The sequence below is a fragment of the Streptomyces viridifaciens genome (assembly GCF_001888885.2).
GTDB lineage: Bacteria > Actinomycetota > Actinomycetes > Streptomycetales > Streptomycetaceae > Kitasatospora > Kitasatospora aureofaciens.
This window is the reverse complement of sequence record NZ_CP090841.1, coordinates 7,813,733-7,834,089: the sequence shown is the minus strand read 5'-3', so window position 1 is coordinate 7,834,089 and position 20,357 is coordinate 7,813,733. Positions and strand designations below refer to the sequence as shown.

The window sequence follows — 20,357 nt, the reverse complement described above, 5'->3', positions numbered from 1 at the left end:
GCTCCGTCGCTCGCTCGGAGGGAGGATCGCGACGCCCTGCGCGCCCGGACGCGGCGGTTCCCACTAGGTTGCCCGCTATGGACGGAAATCAGGGCATCGACCCACCTCCGGACGGCCTGGCGGACCGGGACGAGCAGGTGGGGACGAGCCCGGCAGGGCCGACGCGCGGCGAGCGCGCCGTGCGGGCCGTCGACGGGCGGCTCCCGCTGGCCGAGGCGGGCAAGGAACTGCTCCGCAAGGCGTTCCCCGACCACTGGTCGTTCCTGCTGGGCGAGCTGGCGCTGTACAGCTTCGTCTTCCTGCTGCTGACCGGGGTCTTCCTCACCTTCTTCTTCACCCCGAGCATGACCGACCTCGACTACCACGGCTCCTATTTGCCGCTGCGCGGGGTGCGGATGTCCGAGGCCTACGCCTCGACCCTGCGGATCAGCTTCGACGTGCGCGGCGGCCTGCTGGTCCGTCAGATCCACCACTGGGCCGCCCTGCTGTTCACCGCCTCGATCTGCGCGCACCTGCTGCGGGTGTTCTTCACCGGCGCCTTCCGCCGCCCCCGCGAGCTCAACTGGGTGATCGGGCTGACCATGTTCGCCCTCGCCCTGCTGGAGGGCTTCTCCGGCTACTCCCTGCCGGACGACACCCTGTCCGGCACCGGGCTCAGGATCGCCGAGGGCGTCCTGCTCTCCGTGCCGGTGGTCGGCACCTACCTCAGTTTCTTCGTCTTCGGCGGCGATTTCCCCGGGCACGCGGTCATCCCGCGGCTGTTCACCGTGCACATCCTCCTGGTGCCGGGGCTGCTGCTGGCGCTGATCGGCGCCCACCTGACCCTGGTGGTGGTGCTCAAGCACACCCAGTGGGCGGAGCCCGGCCGCACCAACCGGAACGTGGTGGGGCACCCGTTCTTCCCCCAGTTCCTGGTCCGCACCACCGGCCTGGCGTTCACCGTCGGCGGCGTCCTGGCGCTGTCCGCGGTGCTCGCGGAGATCAACCCGATCTGGCGGTACAGCGCCTACCGGCCCGACGTCGTCGGGGCGGGCGCCCAGCCCGACTGGTACATCGGGTTCATCGAGGGCGCCCTGCGGCTGATCCCGGCCGTCGAGACGGGGGTGCTCGGGCACACCGTCTCCTGGAACGTCTTCCTGCCCGCGCTGGTGGTGCCCGGGCTGCTGTTCGCGGGACTGTACGCCTACCCCTTCGTGGAGCGCTGGCTGACCCCGGGCAGCGGCGAGCACCACCTGTGCGACCGACCCCGCAACAAGCCCGTCCGCACCGGGCTGGGGGCGGCCGGGGTCGCCTTCTACACGGTGCTGCTGGTCGCCGGCGGCAACGACGTGATCGCGTACTACTTCGGGATCTCGGTCAACTCGCTGACCTGGGGACTGCGGGCGGCGTTCTTCCTGGCGCCGCCGCTCACCTTCGTGGTGACCCGCCGGATCTGCCTGGCCCTTCAGGCCCGCGACCGCCACCGGCTGCTGGAGGGCGACGAGACCGGCCGGATCGACCAGTCGATCGTGGGCGGCTTCGACGGGCACCACCGGCCGGTGCCGGCGGCCGAGCGGTACGCGATGCTGGTCCGGGACGTTCCGGAGCCCGAAGAACCGCTGCCCGGGGCCCCGCGCACCGAGCGGGTCCGGGCGGCGCTCGGCTCCTGGTACCACGGCGACCGGGTCGAGCTGCCCGCCACCGAGCAGGAGTCCCGCGCCGTCACGGCCGTCCTCACCGATCCGGTGCACGCCCCGCGGCCGGCGGCCGAGCGGCCCGCCCCCGTCGGGGGACGCGGGCCGTTGGGCCGGCTGTTCCGGCGGCTCAGGCCCCGTCGTCGCCGCGGTCGTGGTACTGGAAGATGAAGCCGAACACGGCGAAGCCGAGCAGCACCGCCCCGCAGACGATCAGCCACAGGGCGTACACCAGGCCCAGCGAGAAGAGCGCCACGCCCAGCGCCGTGAGCACCGGGTAGCCGCTGCGGGGCGGGAAGAAGCCCTTCGACCCGGAGCTCTCCACGATCTCGGCGTCCTTGCGGTCCTCGGGCCGTCCGCCGCCCTTCCGCTGGTGCTGGACGAACCAGAACAGCGCGACCAGCGCCGACATCAGGAACGCCACCGTCAGGATCGCCTTGCCGGCCGGCTCCCGGGCCCAGAATCCGTACACGAGTCCGGTCACCGCGAAGAACACCGTCATCACGGTGAACAGCCATCCCTCGGCCTTCATCGCCCCTCCTCCTCTCCGGTCCGGCCGGCGTGCGACTGTCCGGAGGTGCTCGACGACTCCTCCGTCGGGACCTCGGGGTGGTGCAGGTCGAAGGCCGGCGACTCGGAGCGGATCCGGGGCAGTACCTGGAAGTTGTGGTGCGGCGGCGGGCAGGAGGTGGCCCATTCGAGTGAGCGGCCCCAGCCCCACGGGTCGTCCTGCTCGACCGGGGTGCCGTGCCGGGTGGTGATCCAGACGTTGTAGAAGAACGGGAGGTTGGAGACCCCGAGCAGGAAGGCGCCGATCGAGGCGACCACGTTGAGCGTGGTGAAGCCGTCCACCGCCAGGTACGTCGCGTAGCGCCGGGGCATGCCCTGGGCGCCCAGCCAGTGCATCACCAGGAAGGTGGTCTGGAACGCGACGAACAGGATCCAGAACTGCACCTTGCCGAGCCGCTCGTCGAGCATCTTCCCGGTGATCTTCGGCCACCAGAAGTAGAAGCCCCCGAAGGTCGCGAACACGACCGTCCCGAACAGGACGTAGTGGAGGTGGGCCACCACGAAGTAGCTGTCGGTGACGTGGAAGTCGATCGGCGGCGCGGCCAGCAGGACTCCGCTCAGGCCGCCGAACAGGAAGGTCACCAGGAACCCGATCGACCACAGCATCGGGGTCTCGAAGGACAGCGAGCCGTTCCACATGGTCCCGATCCAGTTGAAGAACTTCACCCCGGTGGGCACCGCGATGAGGAAGGACATCATCGAGAAGAAGGGCAGCAGCACCTGCCCGGTGGCGAACATGTGGTGGGCCCACACCGACATCGACAGGGAGGTGATGGCGACGGTCGCGCCGATCATCCCGTAGTAACCGAACATCGGCTTGCGGCTGAAGACCGGGATGATCTCGGTGACGATGCCGAAGAACGGCACCGCGACGATGTACACCTCCGGATGGCCGAAGAACCAGAACAGGTGCTGCCACAGCAGCGCCCCGCCGTTGGCCGGATCGTAGACGTGGGCGCCGAACTTGCGGTCCGCCTCCAGCAGCAGCAGGGCGGCGGTGAGCACCGGGAAGGCCAGCAGCACCATGATCGAGGTGAACAGCACGTTCCAGGTGAAGATCGGCATCCGGAACAGCGTCATCCCCGGCGCCCGCAGGCAGGTGATGGTGGTGATGAAGTTGACCGCGCCGAGGATCGTCCCGAGCCCGGCCACCACCAGGCCGAGCGCCCACAGGTCCCCGCCCAGCCCCGGCGAGTGCGCCGGGCCGTTCAGCGGCGCGTACGCGAACCAGCCGAAGGCGGGGGCCCCGCCGGTGGTGAGGAAGCCGCTCAGCACGATCAGGCCGCCCAGCAGGAACGCCCAGTAGGTGAAGGCGTTCAGCCGGGGGAAGGCCACGTCGGGGGCGCCGATCTGCAGCGGCATGATCGCGTTGGCGAAGCCCGCGAAGGTCGGGGTGGCGAACAGCAGCAGCATGATCGTGCCGTGCATGGTGAACATCTGGTTGTACTGCTCGTTCGACAGGAACCCGGTGTGGGGGCCCAGCAGCTGCGTCCGCATCAGCAGCGCCATCGCACCTCCCGCCAGGAAGAACCCGAAGGCCGTCACCAGGTAGAGGTTGCCGATCACCTTGTGGTCGGTGGTGAACAGCCAGCCCAGCAATCTACTGCCCCGCCGCACCCTGACCTGGGTGCGCGGCGGCGCGGCGGTGTCGGACGCACTCATGGAACCTCCGTGACGGAGCCGATGGCACCCCCCGGCGGGACCCTAGCGGCGGCCGGACGGCGCGCCCGGGTGCCACGCGGCAGCGCCGGCCGCAGGCCGCCGTCGGTGTGCGGATCCCCCCGGTCAGGGCACACGCTGGTGTGGGGCGCCCGCCGCCCCCCACCGCACCGCGCGAACCGGAAGGGCCCGTCATGACCGCGAAGATCACCTACCGGCGGATCTACGAGGGCTCCTCGCCGCAGGACGGGCAGCGCGTGCTGGTGGACCGCGTCTGGCCGCGCGGGGTGAAGAAGCAGGACGCCCACCTGGACGAGTGGCTGCGTGACGTCGCCCCGTCCACCGAGCTGCGCGAGTGGTACGGCCACGACCCGGAGCGCTTCGCCGAGTTCCGCCGCCGCTACCTCACCGAGCTGCGCGACGCCGACCACCAGGAGGCCGCCGGACACCTGCGCGAACTCGCCGCCCAGGACAGGCTCACCCTGCTGACCGCCACCAAGGACGTCGACCACAGCCAGGCCGCCGTGCTCGCCGAGTGGCTGGCGAAGAAGAAGCGGTGACCGGCCGACGGCGCCGGACGGGCGGAACGACATGACGGCGATCGTGGTCCTGTTCGAACTGGAACAGGACGAGGCCCTGGGGCCGGACGGCGTGGAGCCGGTGGTGTGCGCGGTGCACGCGGCGGGCGGCGACCCGGACGTGCCCGAGGACCCGCTCCCCCGCACCCTGTGCGGCCTGGACACCGACCCGATGGAGCACTCCCACTACCGCCCGACCCGCCCGGGCGAGCCCTGGTACCCGCCCGCCCTGGCCGACCGGCGCTGCCCCGCCTGCGAGGCGGCCCTGCGGGCGGCGCCGTGATCAGGTGCGGAATCGGGTGCGGGATCGGGTGCGGGGTCAAGTACGGGATCGAGTGCGGAATCAGCCGCGCGTGGTGAAGCGCCCCCGGCCCCGGCGACCGCGGAGGCCGGCGGGAGGTGCAGGGCGGCCGCGGGGCGGTGACGTCAGCGGTGACGTCAGCGACGGCCCGGGCGTACGGCGACGAGCAGCAGCAGGGCGGCCGCCTGGACGGCGACCACGGTCACGACCAGAGCGGGCACGGACACCGCGTAGAGAGCGCCGGTGAGGGACCCGCCGGCCAGGGTGGCGGCGCCGACGACGGCCGCGAACACCCCGTACGCCGTCGCCCGGCGCGGCGCGGGGACGAGGTCGGCGACCACGGCCCGCAGGGTCGACTCCTGCACGCCCAGCGCCGCGCCCCACACCAGCGCACCGGCCACCGCCGCCGTCACCGCCGCGCTGAAGCCCAGCGGGGGCACCGCCGCGGCCAGCACCGGCAGCGCCACCAGGGTGCGCGGGCCGATCCGGTCGTACAGCCAGCCGGTCGCCAGGCTCGCCAGCGCGCCCGCGAGCATCGCCCCGGCGTACAGCACCGGTACGGCGGAGGCGGGGAGCAGGTGGCGCCGCACGAGGTGGAAGGAGAGCACGCCGTAGGTCGTGAAGCCGGTCATGGTGGCTGCGGTGAACGCGGCGTAGGCCCAGAACGCGCGGGGCAGCGGCATCCGTACGGGCGCCACCGGGGTGGGCTCCGGAGCAGGGTGCAGCGCGGACTCGTAGCGGCTCGGGTCGGGCACCCGGGTGCGCAGCCACCACAGCAGACCGAGCATGGCCACGCCCGGGACGGCGAGGACGCCGAGCGCGGGGCCGTAGCCGCCGGTGGCCGCGAGCACGCCCGCGACGGTGAGCGGGCCGACGACGGCGCCGACCTGGTCCAGAGCCTCGTGCACGGCGAAGCCCCGGCCCCGGCCGGTGGCGGCGGTGGCGTGGGAGAGCAGGGTGTCCTTGGCCGGGGAGCGGATCGCCTTGCCGACCCGCTCGGTGATCACCAGCACGCAGGCCGCGCCGAGCGAGCCCACCACGCCGAGCAGCGGGACGGAGGCCACCGTGAGCACGTAACCCCCGATCGCCAGCGCCCAGAACCGCCCGGTGCGGTCGGCCAGCGGCCCCGACAGCAGGCGCGGGACGAGCGCCGCCGCCTCGCCCGCGCCCGTCACCACGCCGACCACCGTCGCGGTGGCGCCCAGCGAGGCCAGCAGCGGTCCGGTGATGGAACGGGCGCCCTCGTAGACGAAGTCCGCGAGCAGGCTGACGGTGCCGAACCACACCACGAACCGCCACGGCCGCATGCCCGCGCCGCCGTCCGCCCGCTCGGCCGCCCGCCCGCCGGCTGGATCCGTGCCCACAACGCCTCCACGATCCGCGGCCCCCGGGGGCCGTCCGCCTCAGCCGAAGCCGTACCCGCGCGGGGCCGTCACGTCGAGGGTGTCCCGCAACATCGCGAGCGCCGCGCCGAGCGGGCTGGACCGGCCGCCGCTGACCGTGATGTCCCCGGCGTCGGGGCAGCCGTAGACGACCGCCTTCTCCGGGCCGGTGAGCGCGTGCAGTGGGTCGCCCGGCACGGTCTCCTCCAGGCGCACCTCGACCACGAACGGGCGGTCCGCGCTCGCGCTCGCCACGGCCCGCAGCCGGTTGCCCCGGACGGCCGCGGCCACCGCCGCCGGGCCGGTCCGCGCGTCCACGGCCTCCGTGCCGACCCGGACGGCGGACGGCTCCCAGCCCCACAGCAGGGCCGCGAGCAGCCGCACCTTGGTGGCCGCGTCGCCGCCCGAGAGGTCGGCCGTGGGGTCGGCCTCGGCGATGCCGCGGCACCGGGCCTCGCCGACCGCCCGGTCGAGGGAGTCGCCGGCCGCCAGGCGGTCGAGCACGAAGGTGGCGGTGCCGTTGGGGCAGGCCCGGAGAGAGCGGCAGCCGAGCCCGCGCACTCCGGTGCGGGCCAGGTCCGCGGCCGGAAGGGCCGCGCCGGTCGCGCCGGAGATCCTGATCAGGCTGCCGCCCGACCGAGCGGCCTCCCCGAGTTCACTCCAGTGGCTCAACAGGTGGCTCTTGGTGGCGGTGACGACGTGGACCCCTCGGCCCAGCGCCAGCACGGCCTCCTCGGCGGCCTGCTGCCGCGCCTTCGGGGAGGACGGGAGCGCCTGCACCAGCACCCGCGCACCGGTCCGGTCGAGGGTCTCCTCCAGCTCGGCCGGCGGGGCCCAGTCCGCCCGCGGCGGGACGGGTCCGCCGTCGGGGAGCAGGACCTGTGCGGTGCCGACGCGTACGGCCGCGAGCCTCGGCCGTACGCCGTGGTCGCGCGCGAGCCCCTCACCCCGGGTCAGCAGTCGCTCGGCGTAGGCACGGCCGACGGGACCGTAGCCCGACAGCACGACGGCCGGATCGCTTCCGGCATGTGGTGAAGACACTTCGGCAGGATACGCGGGGCGGTCAACTCTCCGGAGCCGGACCGGCGTCCGCGCATATGGACCCTGCCGGAGCGGGCCCACGCCGGATCCGTAACGATCCGCACCCCACGAGAAGGCCGAATCCGATGGTCCTCATCATTCTCGTCCTGTTGCTGGCGATCATCCTGGGCGGAGCGGGCTTCGCCGTCCACGCCCTGTGGTGGATCGCCCTCGCCGTACTGGTGCTGTGGCTCCTCGGTTTCGCGTTCGCCGGAGGCCGCCGGGGTGGCGGCGGCCGGTGGTACCGATGGTGACCGCAGGCCGACCGCCTGCGGACACCGGCGAAGCCGCCCTGCTGATCACCTGCCCGTTCTGCGCCGGTCTGTGGATCGCGACGGGCCTGACCGGCGCTCAGGTGTTCGCGCCCGGGGCGACCAGACTCGTCTGCTCCGGGCTGACTGCCCTCACCGTGGCCGACCTGCTGCATTTCGTCCGGGTCGGCCTCCAGAACGCCACCGACTGACCCCGCCCACCCTCGGCCCACCCGCGCCGAGCTGCGGTCAGCGCAGCAGCGCGGCCAGCAGCTCGGCGAGGGTGGGCCCGGCGTCGGCCGGGTGACGCAGTTGCTTGCCGGTGATCACCCGGTAGTGGTTGACCCGCCCCCGCCGCTCGTGAGTGAGGTACCCGGCCTCTTCCAGGTCGACGATGATCCGCTGCACCGCCCGTTCGGTGAGCAGGCAGCGGGCGGCGATGTCCCGCACCCGAACCCCCGGGTCGCGGGCTATCTGCACCACTACGCGGGCGTGGCTGGTGAGGAAGGTCCACCCGAGGGCCGCCCGCCGGCCCGTCATGGGGTGCGCCCACGGCCGGTACGGACGGCGTTCCCACCGGAGTGCCGGGCACTACGGGAAGCGGCTGCGCACATCGGGGCCCTCCGGTTCAGAGGCTGCTGAGCAGTTGCGGGGAGAGGGTCAGGTCTTCGTCGTGCCGCACGGGAGTTCCTTCCTCGCGGTCCGGCTGTTCCGGGTGCTGCTCGCCGCCTCGGGCTCGGGTCAGCCCTCCAGCGCGTCGGCGATGCGGTGCAGGACGCCGCCGGCGGTCGGCTGGCGCGGGGCGGTCTCGCGCACGGCCTGCATCCGCTCGCCCAGCTCCCGCAGTTCCGTGCGGCCGAGCGCGGCCCGCACCTTCGGGAACACCTCGCTCTCCTCGTGTTCGATGTGCCGCTCTTCGGCGTCGATCAGGACGGCGGTCTTGGCGTCGTAGCCGTTGTCGTCGGGGGACATCCCGTGGAGCTCCTCGCAGAGCAGGTCGGCGACGTGGTGCTCCTGCTCGGCGCGGTCCATCTCCTCGGCGAGGCCGGGCAGTTCCTGGCGGATCCTGGGGTAGACCAGTTCGTCCTCCAGGTAGGTGTGGACGGTCAGCTCCTCGACGATCCGTTGGACCGTCCTGCGGCGCGCCCCGTCGTCGCCGTCGGCGAGCCCCTGGTACTCGCGGAACAGGCGGCGGACCTCCTTGTGGTCCTCCCGCAGCAGGACGATGGCATCGTTCGACATCGCGGGTCTCCTCCTCGACAATCGCCCCCGACGGTCGGGCGTGTCCCCGGGCGGCCCGGGGACAAACCCGGCCCGCCGCACGACCCCCGGGAACGCCGCCTACGCCGCTGACGTCGGCAGTTTCGCCGCCGTCCGGTCCGGGCAGCCGCCAGGTACGTCCCGGCTCCGGACCGACGACCGGGACGACCGACGTCAGCGAGGCCGGCGGGAGATGCACAGCACGAGCGGCGAGGACGGCATGGGCCTGATCGACGATCTGGCCCTGCTGACCTCGCTCGCCACCGGCGACCTGGACGTCTACCTGCGGTACTCCGAGGGCCCCGACGGGGACGGGGCCCTCAGCCGCGACTACGAGGCGGACGTGCCCCTGCCCGGGCTGTCGGTGACCCCGCTGCGCCCCGAGCCGTGGTGGCCGCGGCCCGCCGCTGACTGGGTCGCCCGCCGGGTGATGAAGTACGCGGAACTGGCGGAGAGTTGCCCGCAGCGCCGACCGTGGGTGCTGACCGGTCGGGTGGTCGGCGCGGGGCCGGACCACGAACCGCTGATCGCCGACCCACTGCCGCTCGCCTGGCTGGGCCGGAACGTCCTGGACGAGGCGGTGCGCCGGTATCAGGAGCGCTTCACCCCCGGTCGGGACTCCACCGGCTGAGCCGACCCGTCCCCGGCCGCCACCCCCGAGCAGCGGGATGACGACTCCCTGGCCGGTCGGGCCGCGGCGCGGTTGTCCGGGGCCCGACCGGGCAGGCGCGTTCGTTCAAGTCCGTTCAAGCACTCTCCCGCCGTCGAACGGAGGTCCCCATGAAGGTTGCCGAAGGGTTCCCGAGCGGGCTGTGCGCCCAGCACCGGGCCATCGAGGCGCTGCTGCGACAGCTGGACGGCGTCCGAACCCGCGGCGGAACCAGCGACGAGGAGGACCTGCGGCTGCTCGCCGCCCTGCGCCGCCTCCTCCTGCCCCATCTGGCGGCCGAGGAGGAGCACCTCTACCCGCTGGCGCGCCGGTACCTGCCGGTCGGACGGGCGCTCGCGGACGCCGCCGGGTGTACCCACGCGTCGATCCGCCGGCTGCTCGACCGGGCGGACGACTGCCGGCTGTCCGTCACCGGGCGGCGCCGGGCCACCGCCGTCCTGCTCCTGGTGCTCCGCACCCACCTGCGCGGTGAGGAGGAGCAGCTCTTCCCCGCCCTCCGGGCCCGGGCCCGGCCGGATGAGCTGCGTCGGTGCGAGCGCCGGCTGCGCGAGCCCCGGGCGGGTCCACCGGGCGCTACGGGTCCAGCGGGTCCGGCAGGTCCGGCAGTCCGGGGGCTTCCGCCGGGCGCCGGGGCGATCACCGCCCTGCGCGACCGTCTCACCGGGCACGACAACAGCGGGCAGCACTCGCCCTGAGCCCGAGCGGAGCCGAACCGGCCCGAACCGGCGCGGAGCGAAGGCCCGTACGGAGGCCGCCAGGTGCGGCACCGTACGGGCCTTCGCCGGTCGCGCTCCGGGCCGGGCTCCGTGACGGGCCCGGGCAGGCGTGGCCCCGGCGGTCAGGCGGTGGCCCCGGTGCGGGCGCTCAGGGCGGAGTCGATGCCCCGCAGGAAGTCGTCCAGGTCACCCGGGTTGCGGGAGGTGATCAGCCGCCAGCCGTTGGCGTCGTCGGTGACCAGCGATTCGTCGGCCCAGGTCGCGCCGGCGTTGGCGAGGTCGGTGCGCAGGGACGGGTAGGAGGTGAGCCGCTTGCCGTAGGCGACGCCCGCCTCGGCCAGCATCCACGGGCCGTGGCAGATGGCGGCGACGGGCCGGCCGGAGGTGGTGAAGGCGAGCACCAGGGCGACCGCCTCCTGGCGCAGCCGCAGGGTGTCCGCGTTGATCGTGCCACCGGGGATGAGCAGCAGGTCGTAGCCGGAGGGCTCGATCTCGCCGAGGGTGTGGGTCGGGCGCACGATCTCGCCCGGGTCCTTGTCGTTGACCAGGGTGCGGATGTCGTCCCGGTCCGGGGCGGCGATGTCGACCTGCGTGCCGTTCTCGCGCAGGTGCCGTACGGGGACGAGCAGTTCGTCCTGTTCGACGCCGTAGTTCGTCACGATCGCCAGGACCTTGGTGGTGTGCGTCATCGCTCCTCCTTGGCAGCGTTGGCCGGCCTCGGGCGCGGCGGCCGCGCCCCCGGATGTCGGCGGCTACCCGGCATCGGCGCGGCCATGCCGGATTCGTGGGTTCCGATCCGGGTAGTCGCGCGGCACCGGCGGGACGAAGACACCCGCACCGAACGGTGGAGGCAGTGGTGAGCATCAGACGACGCTCCTGGGCGGTGGCGACGCGCGGTCGTGCCGGCCACCGGCACGGCGGCCCGGAGGAGGCCGAGCGGTCCCCGGCCGACGGAAGCCGGCCGCCGCGCCCCCGTCCCCCGGACCCCGACGCACCCGCGGCGGGCCTGGAGGAGGACGAGGAGCAGCCCGACCACCCGGAGCCCCCGGCGACGGATCCGGACGCGCCGTGAGGCGCGGGCCGCCGGCGTCGCACGACCGTCGGCGCAACCGCCGTCGGCCCGATAGCTGTCGGCACAGCCGTCACCGGCTGGTCCCGGGCGCGACCTCGGGATCAGCCGGCGGCTCGTCCGACCCGTCGGGGCGGCGGTCAGTCCAGCGGCTCCGCGCGGACCGGCCGGCCCAGCGGGAGGGCGGTGGTGATGGTCCGCACCTCGCCGTCGCCGTCGATCTCGGCGCGGACGGCTCCGGACTCGTCCACGTACACCTGGGTGCCCTCGCTGCCCATCGCCCCGGTGGCGGTGAGCACGAACTCCCGGTACGGGTCGGCGGCGACCAGGCGGTAGCGCTTGGCGGTGCTCATGGTTCGTCATCCTCCGTGGTCGGTCGCCGTGCCGTCGGGTTCACGGCTCGTCCTCGTCCTCGTCGGCGGCCGCGTCGTCGCCGTAGCGGGCCTGCCATTCGCGGGCGCGGGCGTTGTGCCACTCCACGCCCTGCGCCGCCTGCTGCACGGACAGCCCGCTCATCCGGGCGACCAGGCTGAGCGGGACGGCATCCTCCTGCTCGGCCAGCGCCCGGCAGACCTTGCCGGCCCACTGCTCCTCGAGGACGAAGGGGCGGTCGCGGTAGTACTCCACCAGCTCGGCCAAATGCTCCACCGTGCAGGCGGTGAGCACCCGTCTGCCGTCCAGCTCCGGATCGCTCGGGTGCAGCGCGGAGGAGTCCGGGACCAGCGCACTGAGCAGGTCCGCGGCGGCGACGACCCGGCCGCAGTGGTCGCACAGGTCGAACACTTCCCTGTCGTCGGCGGCCGAGTCGTCCGCCGGGGTTCCGAAGTCCTCCATGCCGCGCGCCTACCCCGCATCGGTCGGGCAAACCGGCCGGTACGGGCGGCGGCGGGCGGGTAGGCGCGTCATCGGGCCCCGTCGACCGGGCCGCACACGGCAGGGAGGAACACCATGAACGGATCGTCACACGAACGGCCGCTGCACGACATGGGCGGCGCGATCGGCCCGGCGGACACCGCCGGGACCGAGCCCGTTGAGGAGCGGGACGAGGGTCCGGAGCGCCGTCCGTCGCCGATCGGCAAGGGCGGGACGCCGAACGTGGCCGGGAGCGCCGAGCAGCAACCGGAGATCGCCGAGGGGCCGGTGCCCGGCGTCCAGCCGGACGAGGACTACGCGGGACCGGTGCACCAGCCGCCGACCTCGGTCGATCCGCCGCCGTCGGCCGGTGCGCCCTCCGGAACGAGCCGGACCGGCCCGGGTGGGGCCGGGGAGCCGGTGCCGGAGACGGACGAACCGCTGCCGGAGCCCGAGCGGGGCCATCACGACCCGGGCGCCGAGCCGGAGGACGAGGGGATCCCCGACCTCCAGGACGGCTCCCCGGCCCGCGAGTGGTCGGAGGACCCGCAGATCGCCGCCGTCCCCGGGGACACCCCGGTGGCCGCCGAGTCCCACGGCACGACCGGGGCCGAGCAGGCCGAGGGGGAGTCCCTGGACGCCCGGCTCGCCCAGGAGGAGCCGGAGACCGACGAGCGGACGGCCGTGGCCGACGTGCCGGAGGACGCCGCCGGCCGGCTCGACCTCCCGGACCGGCACACCGACCTCCAGGGCGAGGCCACCGGCGACACCGCGGGCCTGTCGGCCGAGGAGGAGGCGGTGCGGATCCGCTCCGACGGCGGAGCGGACGAGCCGGAACCGGCCGACCCGGACACCCGCGCGGGGCGGACGGAGGACCGTACGGGCCGGCGGGGCATCGAGACACCGGAGTCCGTCGAAGGCGCGACCGGCGTCGAGGACGCTGAGGGCGAGCAGCCGACCGAGAGCTGACGCCCGGGGACGGCGCAGCCACGGGTGCGGCCCCGCTCCCCGGAGATCCGGGGAGCGGGGCCGCACCGACGTGTGGGGTCAGCTCGGCGTGATCCGGCCGCGCCACCCGCCCTCCGCCCGGCCGCGCTCCTCGATGAACTCCTTGAACCGCCTCAGGTCACCCTTCACCCGCCGGTCCACCACGCCCAGGACGTCGGCGGTCTTCTCGGCCATGCCCTCGGGCCGGAAGTCGATGGCCATGTTGACCCGGGTGTGGAGGTCGTCCAGCTTCTGGAAGGTGACCACGCCCTTCTGGTCCACGTCGCCGCCGTCCATGGTCCGCCAGGCGATCCGCTCGTCGGGCAGCTGGTCGACGATCTCGGTGTCGAACTCCCGGCTGACCCCTCCGATGCTGGTGCGCCAGTGGTTGTGGCGGTCGTCGAGCTGGGTCACCGCGTCGACGCCCTCCATGAAACGGGGGAACTCCTCGAACAGCGTCCACTGGTTGTAGGCGGCGTGCAGCGGGACGTCGACGTCCACGGACTCCTTCACCATGCTCATGCTGGGGCCTCCTCGTGTCTCCCGGCCGGGTCCGTCCCGGCCGACCGCGCGTGTGCCCGCCCCGGAGCGGTGTAACCATCCCACCGGGCCCGGCCCGGTGGCCGACCCGGGTGTCCCGGGTTTGCATGGGGTGACCGAGCCCCGAGACCCGGAGGTCGCCGTGTACGAGATGTGGGCCGAGCACGACCCGGCGGTGTCGCCGCCCGCCGTGGTGTGGCACGTGGTGGCGAAGGACGACGCGACGGCGTCACTGTGCGGGCGGTTCCTCGAACCGTCCCAGCGGGTGGTTCCGGCAGCCGACGGCACCGGCGCGGAGGTGCCGGACCGGTACTGCGACCCCTGCCTGGTGACCGTCCGTGAGGCACTCGCGGCGGGCAATCGCTGACCCGGGGCCGGACGGCCCGGAGGGCACGTCAGGTCAGCACGAAGATCATCGCGACCAGCATGACGGAGACCGCCAGCGCCAGCAGCACGATCACGACGGCGGGCCAGGGCCCCCAGGCCCGCCGCACTTCCACGGGCTCCGGATGGGAGATGCCGGAGATTCCCCCTTCGGCCGGCGGCGTGTCCCCGCCGGGTAGTGCGCCGTGTTCGTCCAGCGCGGGGGTGTAGTCGGGATCAGGATCGGGTGTGGTCATGATGTCGTCCCAGGTGGCAGCGGCTCGGACACCCGGCGGCTGCCCGGGGGCGGCGGTCGGAAACACCGCCCGTCCCGGCAACCCGGCTGCCCGCCGCCACGTCGTACCCGGCGACCCGTCGGCTGAGCGCCGTCACATCGACCAGGGGCATGGGGACCCTCTGGACGCGTCCTGACCGCAACCCGATCAACGCGGGGAACCAGGCCCCTGCCGGTCAGTTCGCCGGCCTTCCGTATCGCGCCGCCGTTCGGGCGGGGCCCGGGGGTCCTGGTGGTCGCTGCGCGCCGCAGCATGATCCGCGGTATAGGTGTCCCGGGCAGAACGGGCCGGGGACGCGTCGGTCGGCGGTGCGCCCCCGGCCACCGTCGTGCGCGTGTGCGAAATCGTTACTCTCGGCCACTACGGCCGAACCCGGCAAAAGAATCCCCGCAAGCCTGCACGAATCGGAAATCACGACGAACCCGCAGGTCGGAGCCGCGCCCGGGGACCGGAAACTCCGGTGTGCGGGCGCTCCGGCGACCGCTACGATCTTCACTCGTCGTACACCTGTTCACCATGCAGACACCGCGCGCCGCCCTGCCGTCGCGCCCAGGGGGAGGACCATCGCATGGGCGCGCCCCAGCGTTCCACTGCCATGAGCACATCAGGCCGAGCCGTCACGGCCGTGGCCCTGCTCGCCGGCTTCTACCTGCTCGCCCTCGGCATCCTCGCGGGCCTGCTGGCCCTCGACGTCGCCCTGTTCCAGGAGCTGGGCCACTTCAGCCCGGGGCTGGTCAAGATCTGGGCGCTCAGCGCCGCGATCGGCTACCCCGTGGTCCGGGTCGTGTTCCTGACCCGCCGCCGCAAGGACGACGGCGAGATGCCCGGCGTGGTCCTCACCCGCGAGCGGCAGCCCGCCGTGTGGGCCGTGGTCGACCGGATCGCCGAGCGGACGGGCGTCCGCGGACCGGCCGAGATCCGGCTGGTGCCCCAGGTCAACGCGGGCGTGTTCGAGGAGACCAGGCTGCTCGGCCTGATCCCCGGCAAGCGCCACCTCGTCATCGGCGCCCCGCTGCTGCTGGGCCTCACCGAAGGCGAGCTGGAGTCCGTCCTGGCGCACGAGTTCGGCCACTACAGCAACCGGGACGTCAAGCTGGCCGCCGTCACCGTCGCCGGCCGCCGCGCCCTGCTGCACACCGTCGGCGGGCTGCACCAGCGCGCCGACCAGCACCAGGCCGAGGAGGCCGCCAAGCTCGCCGCCAAGGCCGAGAAGCGGCTCGCCAAGGGCCGCAAGCCGTCCGGCGAGCAGGCGGGCGGCGGCGTCGACCGGGCCCTCGCCAAGCTCTTCGCGCTCTACGCCAGGCTCTACTTCCGGGTCTCCGAGGCGGTCGGGCGCCGCCAGGAGTACGCGGCCGACCAGGTCGCCGCCCAGCTCGCCGGGCGGGACGCCACCGCCTCGGCACTGCGCAAGCTGCCGAGCCTGGACGCCGCCCAGGACTTCTACCTCAGCCGCTACGCCACCATCGGCTGGGACGCCGGGCTGCTCCCGCCGCCCGGCCAGGTCTACGGCGGGCTGCTCCACCTGCTGAGCGACCCCGAGCGCCGGGCGGAACTCGCCGAGCACGCGCTGGACCTGCCCGAGGAGGATCCCGACCCGTTCGACTCGCACCCGCCGATCCGCCTGCGGGTCGCCGCGATCGAGGGCCTGCCCGACGACGGGCGCGGCCCCGGTGCCGCCGGCCCCGCCCTCGCGCTGCTGCAGGACGCGGAACGGGTGCTCGCCGAGCTGGAGGTCGTCACGCTGGTCCCCGAGGCGGCCCGCAAGCAGCGGGTGGAGTGGCCCGAGCTGGTCCGCACGGCGATGCTGAGCCGGGCCCGCGAGGCGTCCGCGCCCGCCCACCGGGCGCTGGCCGGGCTCGGCCTGCCCGCCACCGTGCACGGGCTGCTCGACGCCGTCGACGCCGGCCGGGCCTGGGAGTTCACCGACCGGCTGCCGAAGAGCGAGCAGGCCGCCGCCGCGACCGGCCGGGCCGCCCGCGAGTTCGCCCGCCCGGTGCTGCGCGAGGAACTGGCGCACGCCGTCGTCACCGCACTGGCCGAGGCAGGCCTGGCCGCCTGGGAGCTCTCCTGGTCCGGGCCCGCCGAGCTCCGCCTGCCGGAGGGCTTCGAGGACGGCTTCGACACGGCCCTGAACGCCGCCTGCGCCGACACCCCGGACACCGCGCCGCTGCGCGCGCTGCTCACCGGGGCCGGCCTCCCCGCGCCCAGCGCCCCCGCCGTCTGACGGCCCGGCGGACCGAACCCCACGGAAGGAACACCCTTGATCGGCATCATCGTGCTGGCCGTCGTCGGCCTCGTCCTGCTGTTCCCGGTCGTCATGACCCGGCTCGCGAAGCGCAAGCTGGCCCAGCTGGAGCGGGCCAAGGCCACCATCGCCGGTCACGAGGCGCGGCTCGCCGCGGAGGGCCGGGCGAAGAACACCATCGTCCCGGCCGAGCACGGGCTGCTGCCCGCCGGCGACATGGTCCTGGACGGCGAGCCCGACCCCGAGGAGACCGCCGCGCTCGCCGCCGCGAAGGCCGGCGACTGGCGGCCGGCCGCCGCCTACCTCACCGCGGAGGCCACCGCCGACCTGCGCTGGCTGCGGCAGCGCGAGCTGGCCCGGCTCGCCGCCGAGGACGACGGGTGGCTGCGCGCCTGGCGCGCGGAGCGGCCGCAGGACCTCACCGCCGCCCTGCTGCACGCGGACGCCCTGGTCTACCTGGCCTGGAACATCCGCACCGGCGCCCGCGCCGACCAGGTCACCCGCGAACAGTTCGAGGCCTTCCACCGGGTCCTGCTGGAGGCCGAGGAGGCCGCGCTGGCCGCCGTCGCGCTCGCCCCCGACGACGACCCCAACCCGTGGGTCGTCCAGACCTCCATCGCGATGGGCCTCAACTGGTCCAACGACCGCTTCCGGGAGCTCTGGGCCGAACTCGTCGAGCGCGACCCGCACCACTGGTCGGCGCACAGCCGGGCGCTGCAGTACTGGTGCGACAAGTGGCACGGCAGCCACGAGCTGATGCACGGATTCATCGACGGTGCGATCGACGCCGCCCCGGCCGGCAGCCTGCTCGCCCCGATCAAGCTGGAGGCCTACTTCGAGCAGTTCGGGCAGGACGGGGAGAAGCTCACCGCCTGGAAGCGGCCGGAGGTCGGTGCCGCCCTGGACGCGGCCCTCGCCGACCTCGCGGCCGCCGACCCCGACCACCCCCGGGCCGGGTACGCCCGCGGCTGGCTCGCCTACGCCCTGACCCGGGCCGGGCGCCCGACCGAGGCGCTGGAGCAGTACCGCGCGCTCGGCCGGGTCATCCCCCAGCCCTTCACCAACTTCAAGGACCCCCGGCAGGCGTTCGTCGACCTGCGGGTCGCCGCCGTCCAGGGCGCGGTCGCGGAGGCAAGGAAGAAGGCCTGACCCGGCAGGACCCCCGTGGCCCCCACTCCCGTGCGGAGTGGGGGCCGCCGTCCGTTCCGCCGCCGAGGTGCGCGTCAGGGCGGGTTTGGCCGGGCCGGGTTCGGCTAGCCGCCCGATATGGACACCTCAGCTCTGCACACCCACCGCTGGTCCCGTCGACTGCGCCGCGCCCTGGAGGCACCCGCGCACTGGGAGGTGCTGGACACCCCGGCCCAGCCGCTCGCCGACGCGTTCCAGTCCCTCCCGCTGGGCCCGTACCGCGACGCCCTGCACGGGGTCTGGCTGGGCCATCCGCTGCACCCCGCGCTGGTCCAGCTGCCGATCGGCTGCTGGACGTCGGCCGGACTGCTCGACCTGGCGCCCGGCCGGCGCCGTTCGGCCGACGTCCTGGTGGCGGCGGGCCTGCTGGCCGCCGGGCCCGCCGCGCTGGCGGGCTGGGTGGACTGGTCCCGCCTCGACGCGCCGAGGCGGCGCACCGGGCTGGTGCACGCGCTCGCCAACACCGGCGGTGTGCTGCTGTACACCGGTTCGCTACTGGCCCGCTGCCGTGGGCACCGCGGGCGCGGCCGGCTGCTCGGCTGGGCCGGGATGACCGCCGTGGCGGCCGGCGGCGTGCTCGGCGGACACCTGGCCTACCGGCAGGCCGCCGGCCCCGACCGGGCCGCCGCGGTGCCCCGGCTGGCGCCGCCGGACTGGGCCACGCTGGGCCCGGTCGAGGACTTCCCCGTCGGGCAGCCGGTCCGCCGCCGGGTCGGCGAACTCGCCGTGGTCGTGGTCCGCGACGGCGAGCGCTGCCACGTGCTCGCGGAGCGCTGCGCCCACCTCTCCGGCCCGCTCTCGGAGGGCAGCGTCGTCGACGGCTGCCTGCGCTGCCCCTGGCACGGCAGCGAGTTCCGGCTGCGGGACGGCGAGGTGGCCGGCGGCCCCGCCACCGCGCCGCAGCCGGTGCTGGAGACCCGGGTGCTCTCCGGACACCTGGAGGTACGGCTCCCCGGCGCAGGCTGACCGGCCGTCACCGCCCGGGTCTCGCCCGGGGCGCCCGCCGAGCGCCAGTGGCCGGCGAGGTGCCACCGCGGCACCCACCGGGCGCTGCTCGCCCGCTCCTGACGGACACCCACTCGCTGGAGAGCACGATGAGCGTCGACACGATCACCTCCCGGCTGCTCGCCGAACACGGCCGGACGTACGCCGAGGAGGCCGGCATCACGCTGCGGGACAAGCCCTCCCCGCTGTACCGGCTGCTGGTCATGACCGTCCTGTGCTCGATCCGGATCAGCGCCGAGACCGCCATCGGGGCCGCCCGGGAGCTGTCCGCCGCCGGGTACCGCACGCCGCGCGCGATGGCCGACTCCCGCTGGCAGGACCGGGTGGACGCGCTGGGCCGCGCCCACTACGTCCGGTACGACGAGAGCACCGCGACCGCGCTCGGCGAAGGGGCGCAGCTGGTGCTCGACCGCTGGCACGGCGACCTGCGCCGACTGGGCGACGAGGCCGACGGCGATCCGGACGCCCTGCGGGAGCTGCTCCAGGAGGTGCCCCGGATCGGCCCGGTCGGCGCGGACATCTTCTGCCGAGAGGTCCAGACGGTGTGGCCGTGGCTGCGCCCGTTCTTCGACGAGCGGGCGTGTGCGGCGGCCGCGGACCTCGGCCTGCCGCACACACCCGGCGGTCTGGGCGACCTCGTCCCGCCCGAGGAGCACGCCCGGCTCGCCGCCGCACTGGTGCGGGTCAGCCTGTCGAAGGGCGCGACGGCGGAACTGCGGGCCGCATGAGCGGCGGGCCCGCCCGTCGCCGTCAGAGCTCGATCAGCAGGCCGTCCTCGGCGACCGCCGCGCCCGCCGCCGCCAGCTCCGCCGCCCCAGGCGGGTCGGGACGGACGAGCGGATTGGTGTTGTTGAGGTGGGTGTAGAGGTAGCGGGGGCCGGGTCGGCGGGCGAGGTGCGGGAGCGAGTCCCGCACGGCGAGGTGGCCCATGCCGGGCGAGCGGCGGGCGCCGCCGGTCCGCTCGGCGAGTTCGTCGGCCGTGCTGAAGGTGCCGTCGAGCAGGACCACATCCGCCCCGGCCACCGCGCGCTCCACGGCCGGGGTCCAGTCGGCCAGCCCCGGGGCGTACACGGCGCGGGCAGCGCCACCCTCCTCGGTGAACCGGTAGCCGGTCACCCAGTCCGTACGGTCGCCCTCCCCCTCGCCGGGCAGGTCGGCGGCGTACCGGGGGCGCTTGCCGCCGAGCGCGAAGGCTTCCGCGCGCAGCCCGCCGGCGAGCTCCACGGGCTCACCGGGGGTGACGGTGAGCCAGTCGGCCTCGGTGTAGCAGGAGAGCAGCGGGCCGACGGGGAAGGCCCGGTGGAGCGCGCGGCGCACCGGCGCGGTGGCGTACACGGCCAGCCGGGCGGCCTCGCGCAGGGTCAACAGGCCCAGGGTGTGGTCGAGTTCGCCGCTGGTGAGCAGGACGCCGCGCAGCGGGGTGTCCCGAGTGCCCGGGGCGGGGGCGAGCTCGGGTGCCGCGAGCAGCTGGGACCGCAGGTCCGGGGAGGCGTTGACCAGGTACCAGGCGCGGCCGTCGCCGCTGACCGCCAGGCAGTCCTGGCTCCGGGCGGCGCCGGTGCGGCGGGCGCAGCCGCACTCGGCGCAGCCGCAGTTCCACTGCGGCAGGCCGCCGCCCGCGGCGGTCCCGAGGACCCTGATCTTCACGGCGTGCTCCTTCTCCCGGCGCTCC

Annotated in this window: 26 protein-coding genes; 14 read left to right on the top strand and 12 right to left on the bottom strand. The window is 74.5% G+C overall.

Going from position 1 to position 20,357, the window contains the following annotated elements; genetic code table 11:
* Positions 1–77: 77 nt before the first annotated feature.
* The gene (gene qcrB / locus BOQ63_RS42320) at positions 78–1,844 is read left to right on the top strand and encodes a cytochrome bc1 complex cytochrome b subunit (protein WP_454131923.1); all 1,767 of its coding nucleotides are present in this window, start codon (positions 78–80) and stop codon (positions 1,842–1,844) included.
* Here qcrB and ctaF read toward each other — a convergent pair.
* Together ctaF and ctaD are read right to left on the bottom strand one after the other, a co-directional pair.
* The gene (gene ctaF, locus BOQ63_RS42315; protein WP_030289622.1) at positions 1,804–2,205 is read right to left on the bottom strand and encodes an aa3-type cytochrome oxidase subunit IV; all 402 of its coding nucleotides are present in this window, start codon (positions 2,203–2,205) and stop codon (positions 1,804–1,806) included. The two genes, qcrB and ctaF, sit on opposite strands and share 41 nt — an antisense overlap.
* Positions 2,202–3,905 carry an aa3-type cytochrome oxidase subunit I gene (ctaD, locus tag BOQ63_RS42310; RefSeq protein WP_078867636.1) on the bottom strand — a complete coding sequence of 568 codons (1,704 nt, stop codon included), beginning with the start codon at positions 3,903–3,905 and terminating at the stop codon, positions 2,202–2,204. Before ctaD ends, ctaF begins: the two co-directional genes overlap by 4 nt.
* Before the next feature lie 191 nt (positions 3,906–4,096).
* Here ctaD and BOQ63_RS42305 point away from each other — a divergent pair, with 191 nt between their 5' ends.
* Both BOQ63_RS42305 and BOQ63_RS42300 read left to right on the top strand, forming a co-directional pair.
* Positions 4,097–4,462 (top strand): DUF488 domain-containing protein, encoded by a 366-nt coding sequence (locus tag BOQ63_RS42305; RefSeq protein ID WP_030289624.1) that lies wholly within the window; start codon positions 4,097–4,099, stop codon positions 4,460–4,462.
* 31 nt (positions 4,463–4,493) lie between these two features.
* Positions 4,494–4,763, top strand: coding sequence for a hypothetical protein (locus BOQ63_RS42300; RefSeq protein WP_072656107.1), 270 nt, complete (start codon positions 4,494–4,496; stop codon positions 4,761–4,763).
* 155 nt (positions 4,764–4,918) lie between these two features.
* Here the strand turns inward: BOQ63_RS42300 and BOQ63_RS42295 are convergent, their stop codons facing one another.
* Together BOQ63_RS42295 and BOQ63_RS42290 are read right to left on the bottom strand one after the other, a co-directional pair.
* Positions 4,919–6,145, bottom strand: a complete 1,227-nt coding sequence (locus tag BOQ63_RS42295; RefSeq protein ID WP_318277906.1) for an MFS transporter — start codon at positions 6,143–6,145, stop codon at positions 4,919–4,921.
* Between the two features lie 39 nt (positions 6,146–6,184).
* Positions 6,185–7,204, bottom strand: a complete 1,020-nt coding sequence (locus tag BOQ63_RS42290; RefSeq protein ID WP_454131926.1) for a homoserine dehydrogenase — start codon at positions 7,202–7,204, stop codon at positions 6,185–6,187.
* Positions 7,205–7,329: 125 nt separating this feature from the next.
* Here BOQ63_RS42290 and BOQ63_RS42285 point away from each other — a divergent pair, with 125 nt between their 5' ends.
* Positions 7,330–7,497 carry a hypothetical protein gene (locus tag BOQ63_RS42285; RefSeq protein ID WP_030289628.1) on the top strand — a complete coding sequence of 56 codons (168 nt, stop codon included), beginning with the start codon at positions 7,330–7,332 and terminating at the stop codon, positions 7,495–7,497.
* Complete coding sequence (locus tag BOQ63_RS42280; RefSeq protein ID WP_030289629.1) at positions 7,491–7,706, top strand: DUF1360 domain-containing protein; 216 nt, start codon at positions 7,491–7,493, stop codon at positions 7,704–7,706. The genes BOQ63_RS42285 and BOQ63_RS42280 overlap by 7 nt, the downstream gene beginning before the upstream one ends.
* Before the next feature lie 37 nt (positions 7,707–7,743).
* Here the strand turns inward: BOQ63_RS42280 and BOQ63_RS42275 are convergent, their stop codons facing one another.
* Positions 7,744–8,034: a helix-turn-helix transcriptional regulator gene (locus BOQ63_RS42275; protein WP_030553810.1), complete on the bottom strand. Its 291-nt coding sequence runs from the start codon at positions 8,032–8,034 to the stop codon at positions 7,744–7,746.
* A gap of 201 nt (positions 8,035–8,235) precedes the next feature.
* Positions 8,236–8,736, bottom strand: a complete 501-nt coding sequence (locus BOQ63_RS42270) for a hemerythrin domain-containing protein (protein WP_072656105.1) — start codon at positions 8,734–8,736, stop codon at positions 8,236–8,238.
* 211 nt (positions 8,737–8,947) lie between these two features.
* Between BOQ63_RS42270 and BOQ63_RS42265 the strand changes: the two genes are divergently transcribed.
* Together BOQ63_RS42265 and BOQ63_RS42260 are read left to right on the top strand one after the other, a co-directional pair.
* On the top strand, positions 8,948–9,385 hold the full coding sequence (locus BOQ63_RS42265) for a DUF6098 family protein (protein ID WP_030289632.1): 438 nt from the start codon (positions 8,948–8,950) through the stop codon (positions 9,383–9,385).
* Positions 9,386–9,534: 149 nt separating this feature from the next.
* Positions 9,535–10,119: a hemerythrin domain-containing protein gene (locus BOQ63_RS42260; RefSeq protein ID WP_072656104.1), complete on the top strand. Its 585-nt coding sequence runs from the start codon at positions 9,535–9,537 to the stop codon at positions 10,117–10,119.
* A gap of 143 nt (positions 10,120–10,262) precedes the next feature.
* On the opposite strand, the gene BOQ63_RS42255 is transcribed toward BOQ63_RS42260, so the two are convergent.
* Positions 10,263–10,829, bottom strand: coding sequence for a type 1 glutamine amidotransferase domain-containing protein (locus BOQ63_RS42255; RefSeq protein WP_030553807.1), 567 nt, complete (start codon positions 10,827–10,829; stop codon positions 10,263–10,265).
* 167 nt (positions 10,830–10,996) lie between these two features.
* Between BOQ63_RS42255 and BOQ63_RS42250 the strand changes: the two genes are divergently transcribed.
* Entirely contained in the window at positions 10,997–11,212 is a 216-nt protein-coding gene (locus BOQ63_RS42250; RefSeq protein ID WP_141763907.1) for a hypothetical protein, read from the top strand.
* 137 nt (positions 11,213–11,349) lie between these two features.
* Here the strand turns inward: BOQ63_RS42250 and BOQ63_RS42245 are convergent, their stop codons facing one another.
* Positions 11,350–11,562 carry a DUF6296 family protein gene (locus BOQ63_RS42245; RefSeq protein ID WP_030289635.1) on the bottom strand — a complete coding sequence of 71 codons (213 nt, stop codon included), beginning with the start codon at positions 11,560–11,562 and terminating at the stop codon, positions 11,350–11,352.
* 40 nt (positions 11,563–11,602) lie between these two features.
* The gene (locus tag BOQ63_RS42240) at positions 11,603–12,043 is read right to left on the bottom strand and encodes a hypothetical protein (protein WP_051747235.1); all 441 of its coding nucleotides are present in this window, start codon (positions 12,041–12,043) and stop codon (positions 11,603–11,605) included.
* Positions 12,044–12,157: 114 nt separating this feature from the next.
* On the opposite strand from BOQ63_RS42240, the gene BOQ63_RS42235 reads away from it, so the two are divergent.
* Complete coding sequence (locus BOQ63_RS42235; protein ID WP_063756672.1) at positions 12,158–13,030, top strand: hypothetical protein; 873 nt, start codon at positions 12,158–12,160, stop codon at positions 13,028–13,030.
* Between the two features lie 78 nt (positions 13,031–13,108).
* Here the strand turns inward: BOQ63_RS42235 and BOQ63_RS42230 are convergent, their stop codons facing one another.
* The gene (locus BOQ63_RS42230; RefSeq protein ID WP_030289638.1) at positions 13,109–13,570 is read right to left on the bottom strand and encodes an SRPBCC family protein; all 462 of its coding nucleotides are present in this window, start codon (positions 13,568–13,570) and stop codon (positions 13,109–13,111) included.
* Between the two features lie 130 nt (positions 13,571–13,700).
* Between BOQ63_RS42230 and BOQ63_RS42225 the strand changes: the two genes are divergently transcribed.
* Complete coding sequence (locus BOQ63_RS42225) at positions 13,701–13,955, top strand: hypothetical protein (RefSeq protein ID WP_030289639.1); 255 nt, start codon at positions 13,701–13,703, stop codon at positions 13,953–13,955.
* A 28-nt stretch (positions 13,956–13,983) separates the two neighbouring features.
* Here BOQ63_RS42225 and BOQ63_RS42220 read toward each other — a convergent pair whose 3' ends face one another.
* Positions 13,984–14,208 carry a DUF6480 family protein gene (locus tag BOQ63_RS42220; RefSeq protein WP_030553804.1) on the bottom strand — a complete coding sequence of 75 codons (225 nt, stop codon included), beginning with the start codon at positions 14,206–14,208 and terminating at the stop codon, positions 13,984–13,986.
* 634 nt (positions 14,209–14,842) lie between these two features.
* On the opposite strand from BOQ63_RS42220, the gene BOQ63_RS42215 reads away from it, so the two are divergent.
* The 4 genes from BOQ63_RS42215 to BOQ63_RS42200 all read left to right on the top strand — a co-directional run bounded on the left by BOQ63_RS42215 (position 14,843) and on the right by BOQ63_RS42200 (position 19,413).
* On the top strand, positions 14,843–16,471 hold the full coding sequence (locus BOQ63_RS42215; RefSeq protein WP_030289640.1) for a M48 family metalloprotease: 1,629 nt from the start codon (positions 14,843–14,845) through the stop codon (positions 16,469–16,471).
* 36 nt (positions 16,472–16,507) lie between these two features.
* On the top strand, positions 16,508–17,641 hold the full coding sequence (locus BOQ63_RS42210; protein WP_454131933.1) for a hypothetical protein: 1,134 nt from the start codon (positions 16,508–16,510) through the stop codon (positions 17,639–17,641).
* A 117-nt stretch (positions 17,642–17,758) separates the two neighbouring features.
* On the top strand, positions 17,759–18,646 hold the full coding sequence (locus BOQ63_RS42205) for a Rieske (2Fe-2S) protein (protein WP_107048826.1): 888 nt from the start codon (positions 17,759–17,761) through the stop codon (positions 18,644–18,646).
* A 128-nt stretch (positions 18,647–18,774) separates the two neighbouring features.
* Positions 18,775–19,413: an endonuclease gene (locus tag BOQ63_RS42200; RefSeq protein WP_072656100.1), complete on the top strand. Its 639-nt coding sequence runs from the start codon at positions 18,775–18,777 to the stop codon at positions 19,411–19,413.
* 22 nt (positions 19,414–19,435) lie between these two features.
* Here the strand turns inward: BOQ63_RS42200 and pqqB are convergent, their stop codons facing one another.
* On the bottom strand, positions 19,436–20,332 hold the full coding sequence (pqqB, locus tag BOQ63_RS42195) for a pyrroloquinoline quinone biosynthesis protein PqqB (RefSeq protein ID WP_072656099.1): 897 nt from the start codon (positions 20,330–20,332) through the stop codon (positions 19,436–19,438).
* Between the last annotated feature and the right edge of the window lie 25 nt (positions 20,333–20,357).

Bases quoted from the DNA above. Each gene is read 5' to 3' on its own strand.
- qcrB (WP_454131923.1), top strand. From the start codon at position 78: ATGGACGGAAATCAGGGCATCGACCCACCTCCGGACGGCCTGGCGGAC.
- ctaF (WP_030289622.1), bottom strand. From the start codon at position 2,205: ATGAAGGCCGAGGGATGGCTGTTCACCGTGATGACGGTGTTCTTCGCG.
- ctaD (WP_078867636.1), bottom strand. From the start codon at position 3,905: ATGAGTGCGTCCGACACCGCCGCGCCGCCGCGCACCCAGGTCAGGGTG.
- BOQ63_RS42305 (WP_030289624.1), top strand. From the start codon at position 4,097: ATGACCGCGAAGATCACCTACCGGCGGATCTACGAGGGCTCCTCGCCG.
- BOQ63_RS42300 (WP_072656107.1), top strand. From the start codon at position 4,494: ATGACGGCGATCGTGGTCCTGTTCGAACTGGAACAGGACGAGGCCCTG.
- BOQ63_RS42285 (WP_030289628.1), top strand. From the start codon at position 7,330: ATGGTCCTCATCATTCTCGTCCTGTTGCTGGCGATCATCCTGGGCGGA.
- BOQ63_RS42280 (WP_030289629.1), top strand. From the start codon at position 7,491: ATGGTGACCGCAGGCCGACCGCCTGCGGACACCGGCGAAGCCGCCCTG.
- BOQ63_RS42275 (WP_030553810.1), bottom strand. From the start codon at position 8,034: ATGACGGGCCGGCGGGCGGCCCTCGGGTGGACCTTCCTCACCAGCCAC.
- BOQ63_RS42270 (WP_072656105.1), bottom strand. From the start codon at position 8,736: ATGTCGAACGATGCCATCGTCCTGCTGCGGGAGGACCACAAGGAGGTC.
- BOQ63_RS42265 (WP_030289632.1), top strand. From the start codon at position 8,948: ATGCACAGCACGAGCGGCGAGGACGGCATGGGCCTGATCGACGATCTG.
- BOQ63_RS42260 (WP_072656104.1), top strand. From the start codon at position 9,535: ATGAAGGTTGCCGAAGGGTTCCCGAGCGGGCTGTGCGCCCAGCACCGG.
- BOQ63_RS42255 (WP_030553807.1), bottom strand. From the start codon at position 10,829: ATGACGCACACCACCAAGGTCCTGGCGATCGTGACGAACTACGGCGTC.
- BOQ63_RS42245 (WP_030289635.1), bottom strand. From the start codon at position 11,562: ATGAGCACCGCCAAGCGCTACCGCCTGGTCGCCGCCGACCCGTACCGG.
- BOQ63_RS42240 (WP_051747235.1), bottom strand. From the start codon at position 12,043: ATGGAGGACTTCGGAACCCCGGCGGACGACTCGGCCGCCGACGACAGG.
- BOQ63_RS42235 (WP_063756672.1), top strand. From the start codon at position 12,158: ATGAACGGATCGTCACACGAACGGCCGCTGCACGACATGGGCGGCGCG.
- BOQ63_RS42230 (WP_030289638.1), bottom strand. From the start codon at position 13,570: ATGAGCATGGTGAAGGAGTCCGTGGACGTCGACGTCCCGCTGCACGCC.
- BOQ63_RS42220 (WP_030553804.1), bottom strand. From the start codon at position 14,208: ATGACCACACCCGATCCTGATCCCGACTACACCCCCGCGCTGGACGAA.
- BOQ63_RS42215 (WP_030289640.1), top strand. From the start codon at position 14,843: ATGAGCACATCAGGCCGAGCCGTCACGGCCGTGGCCCTGCTCGCCGGC.
- BOQ63_RS42205 (WP_107048826.1), top strand. From the start codon at position 17,759: ATGGACACCTCAGCTCTGCACACCCACCGCTGGTCCCGTCGACTGCGC.
- BOQ63_RS42200 (WP_072656100.1), top strand. From the start codon at position 18,775: ATGAGCGTCGACACGATCACCTCCCGGCTGCTCGCCGAACACGGCCGG.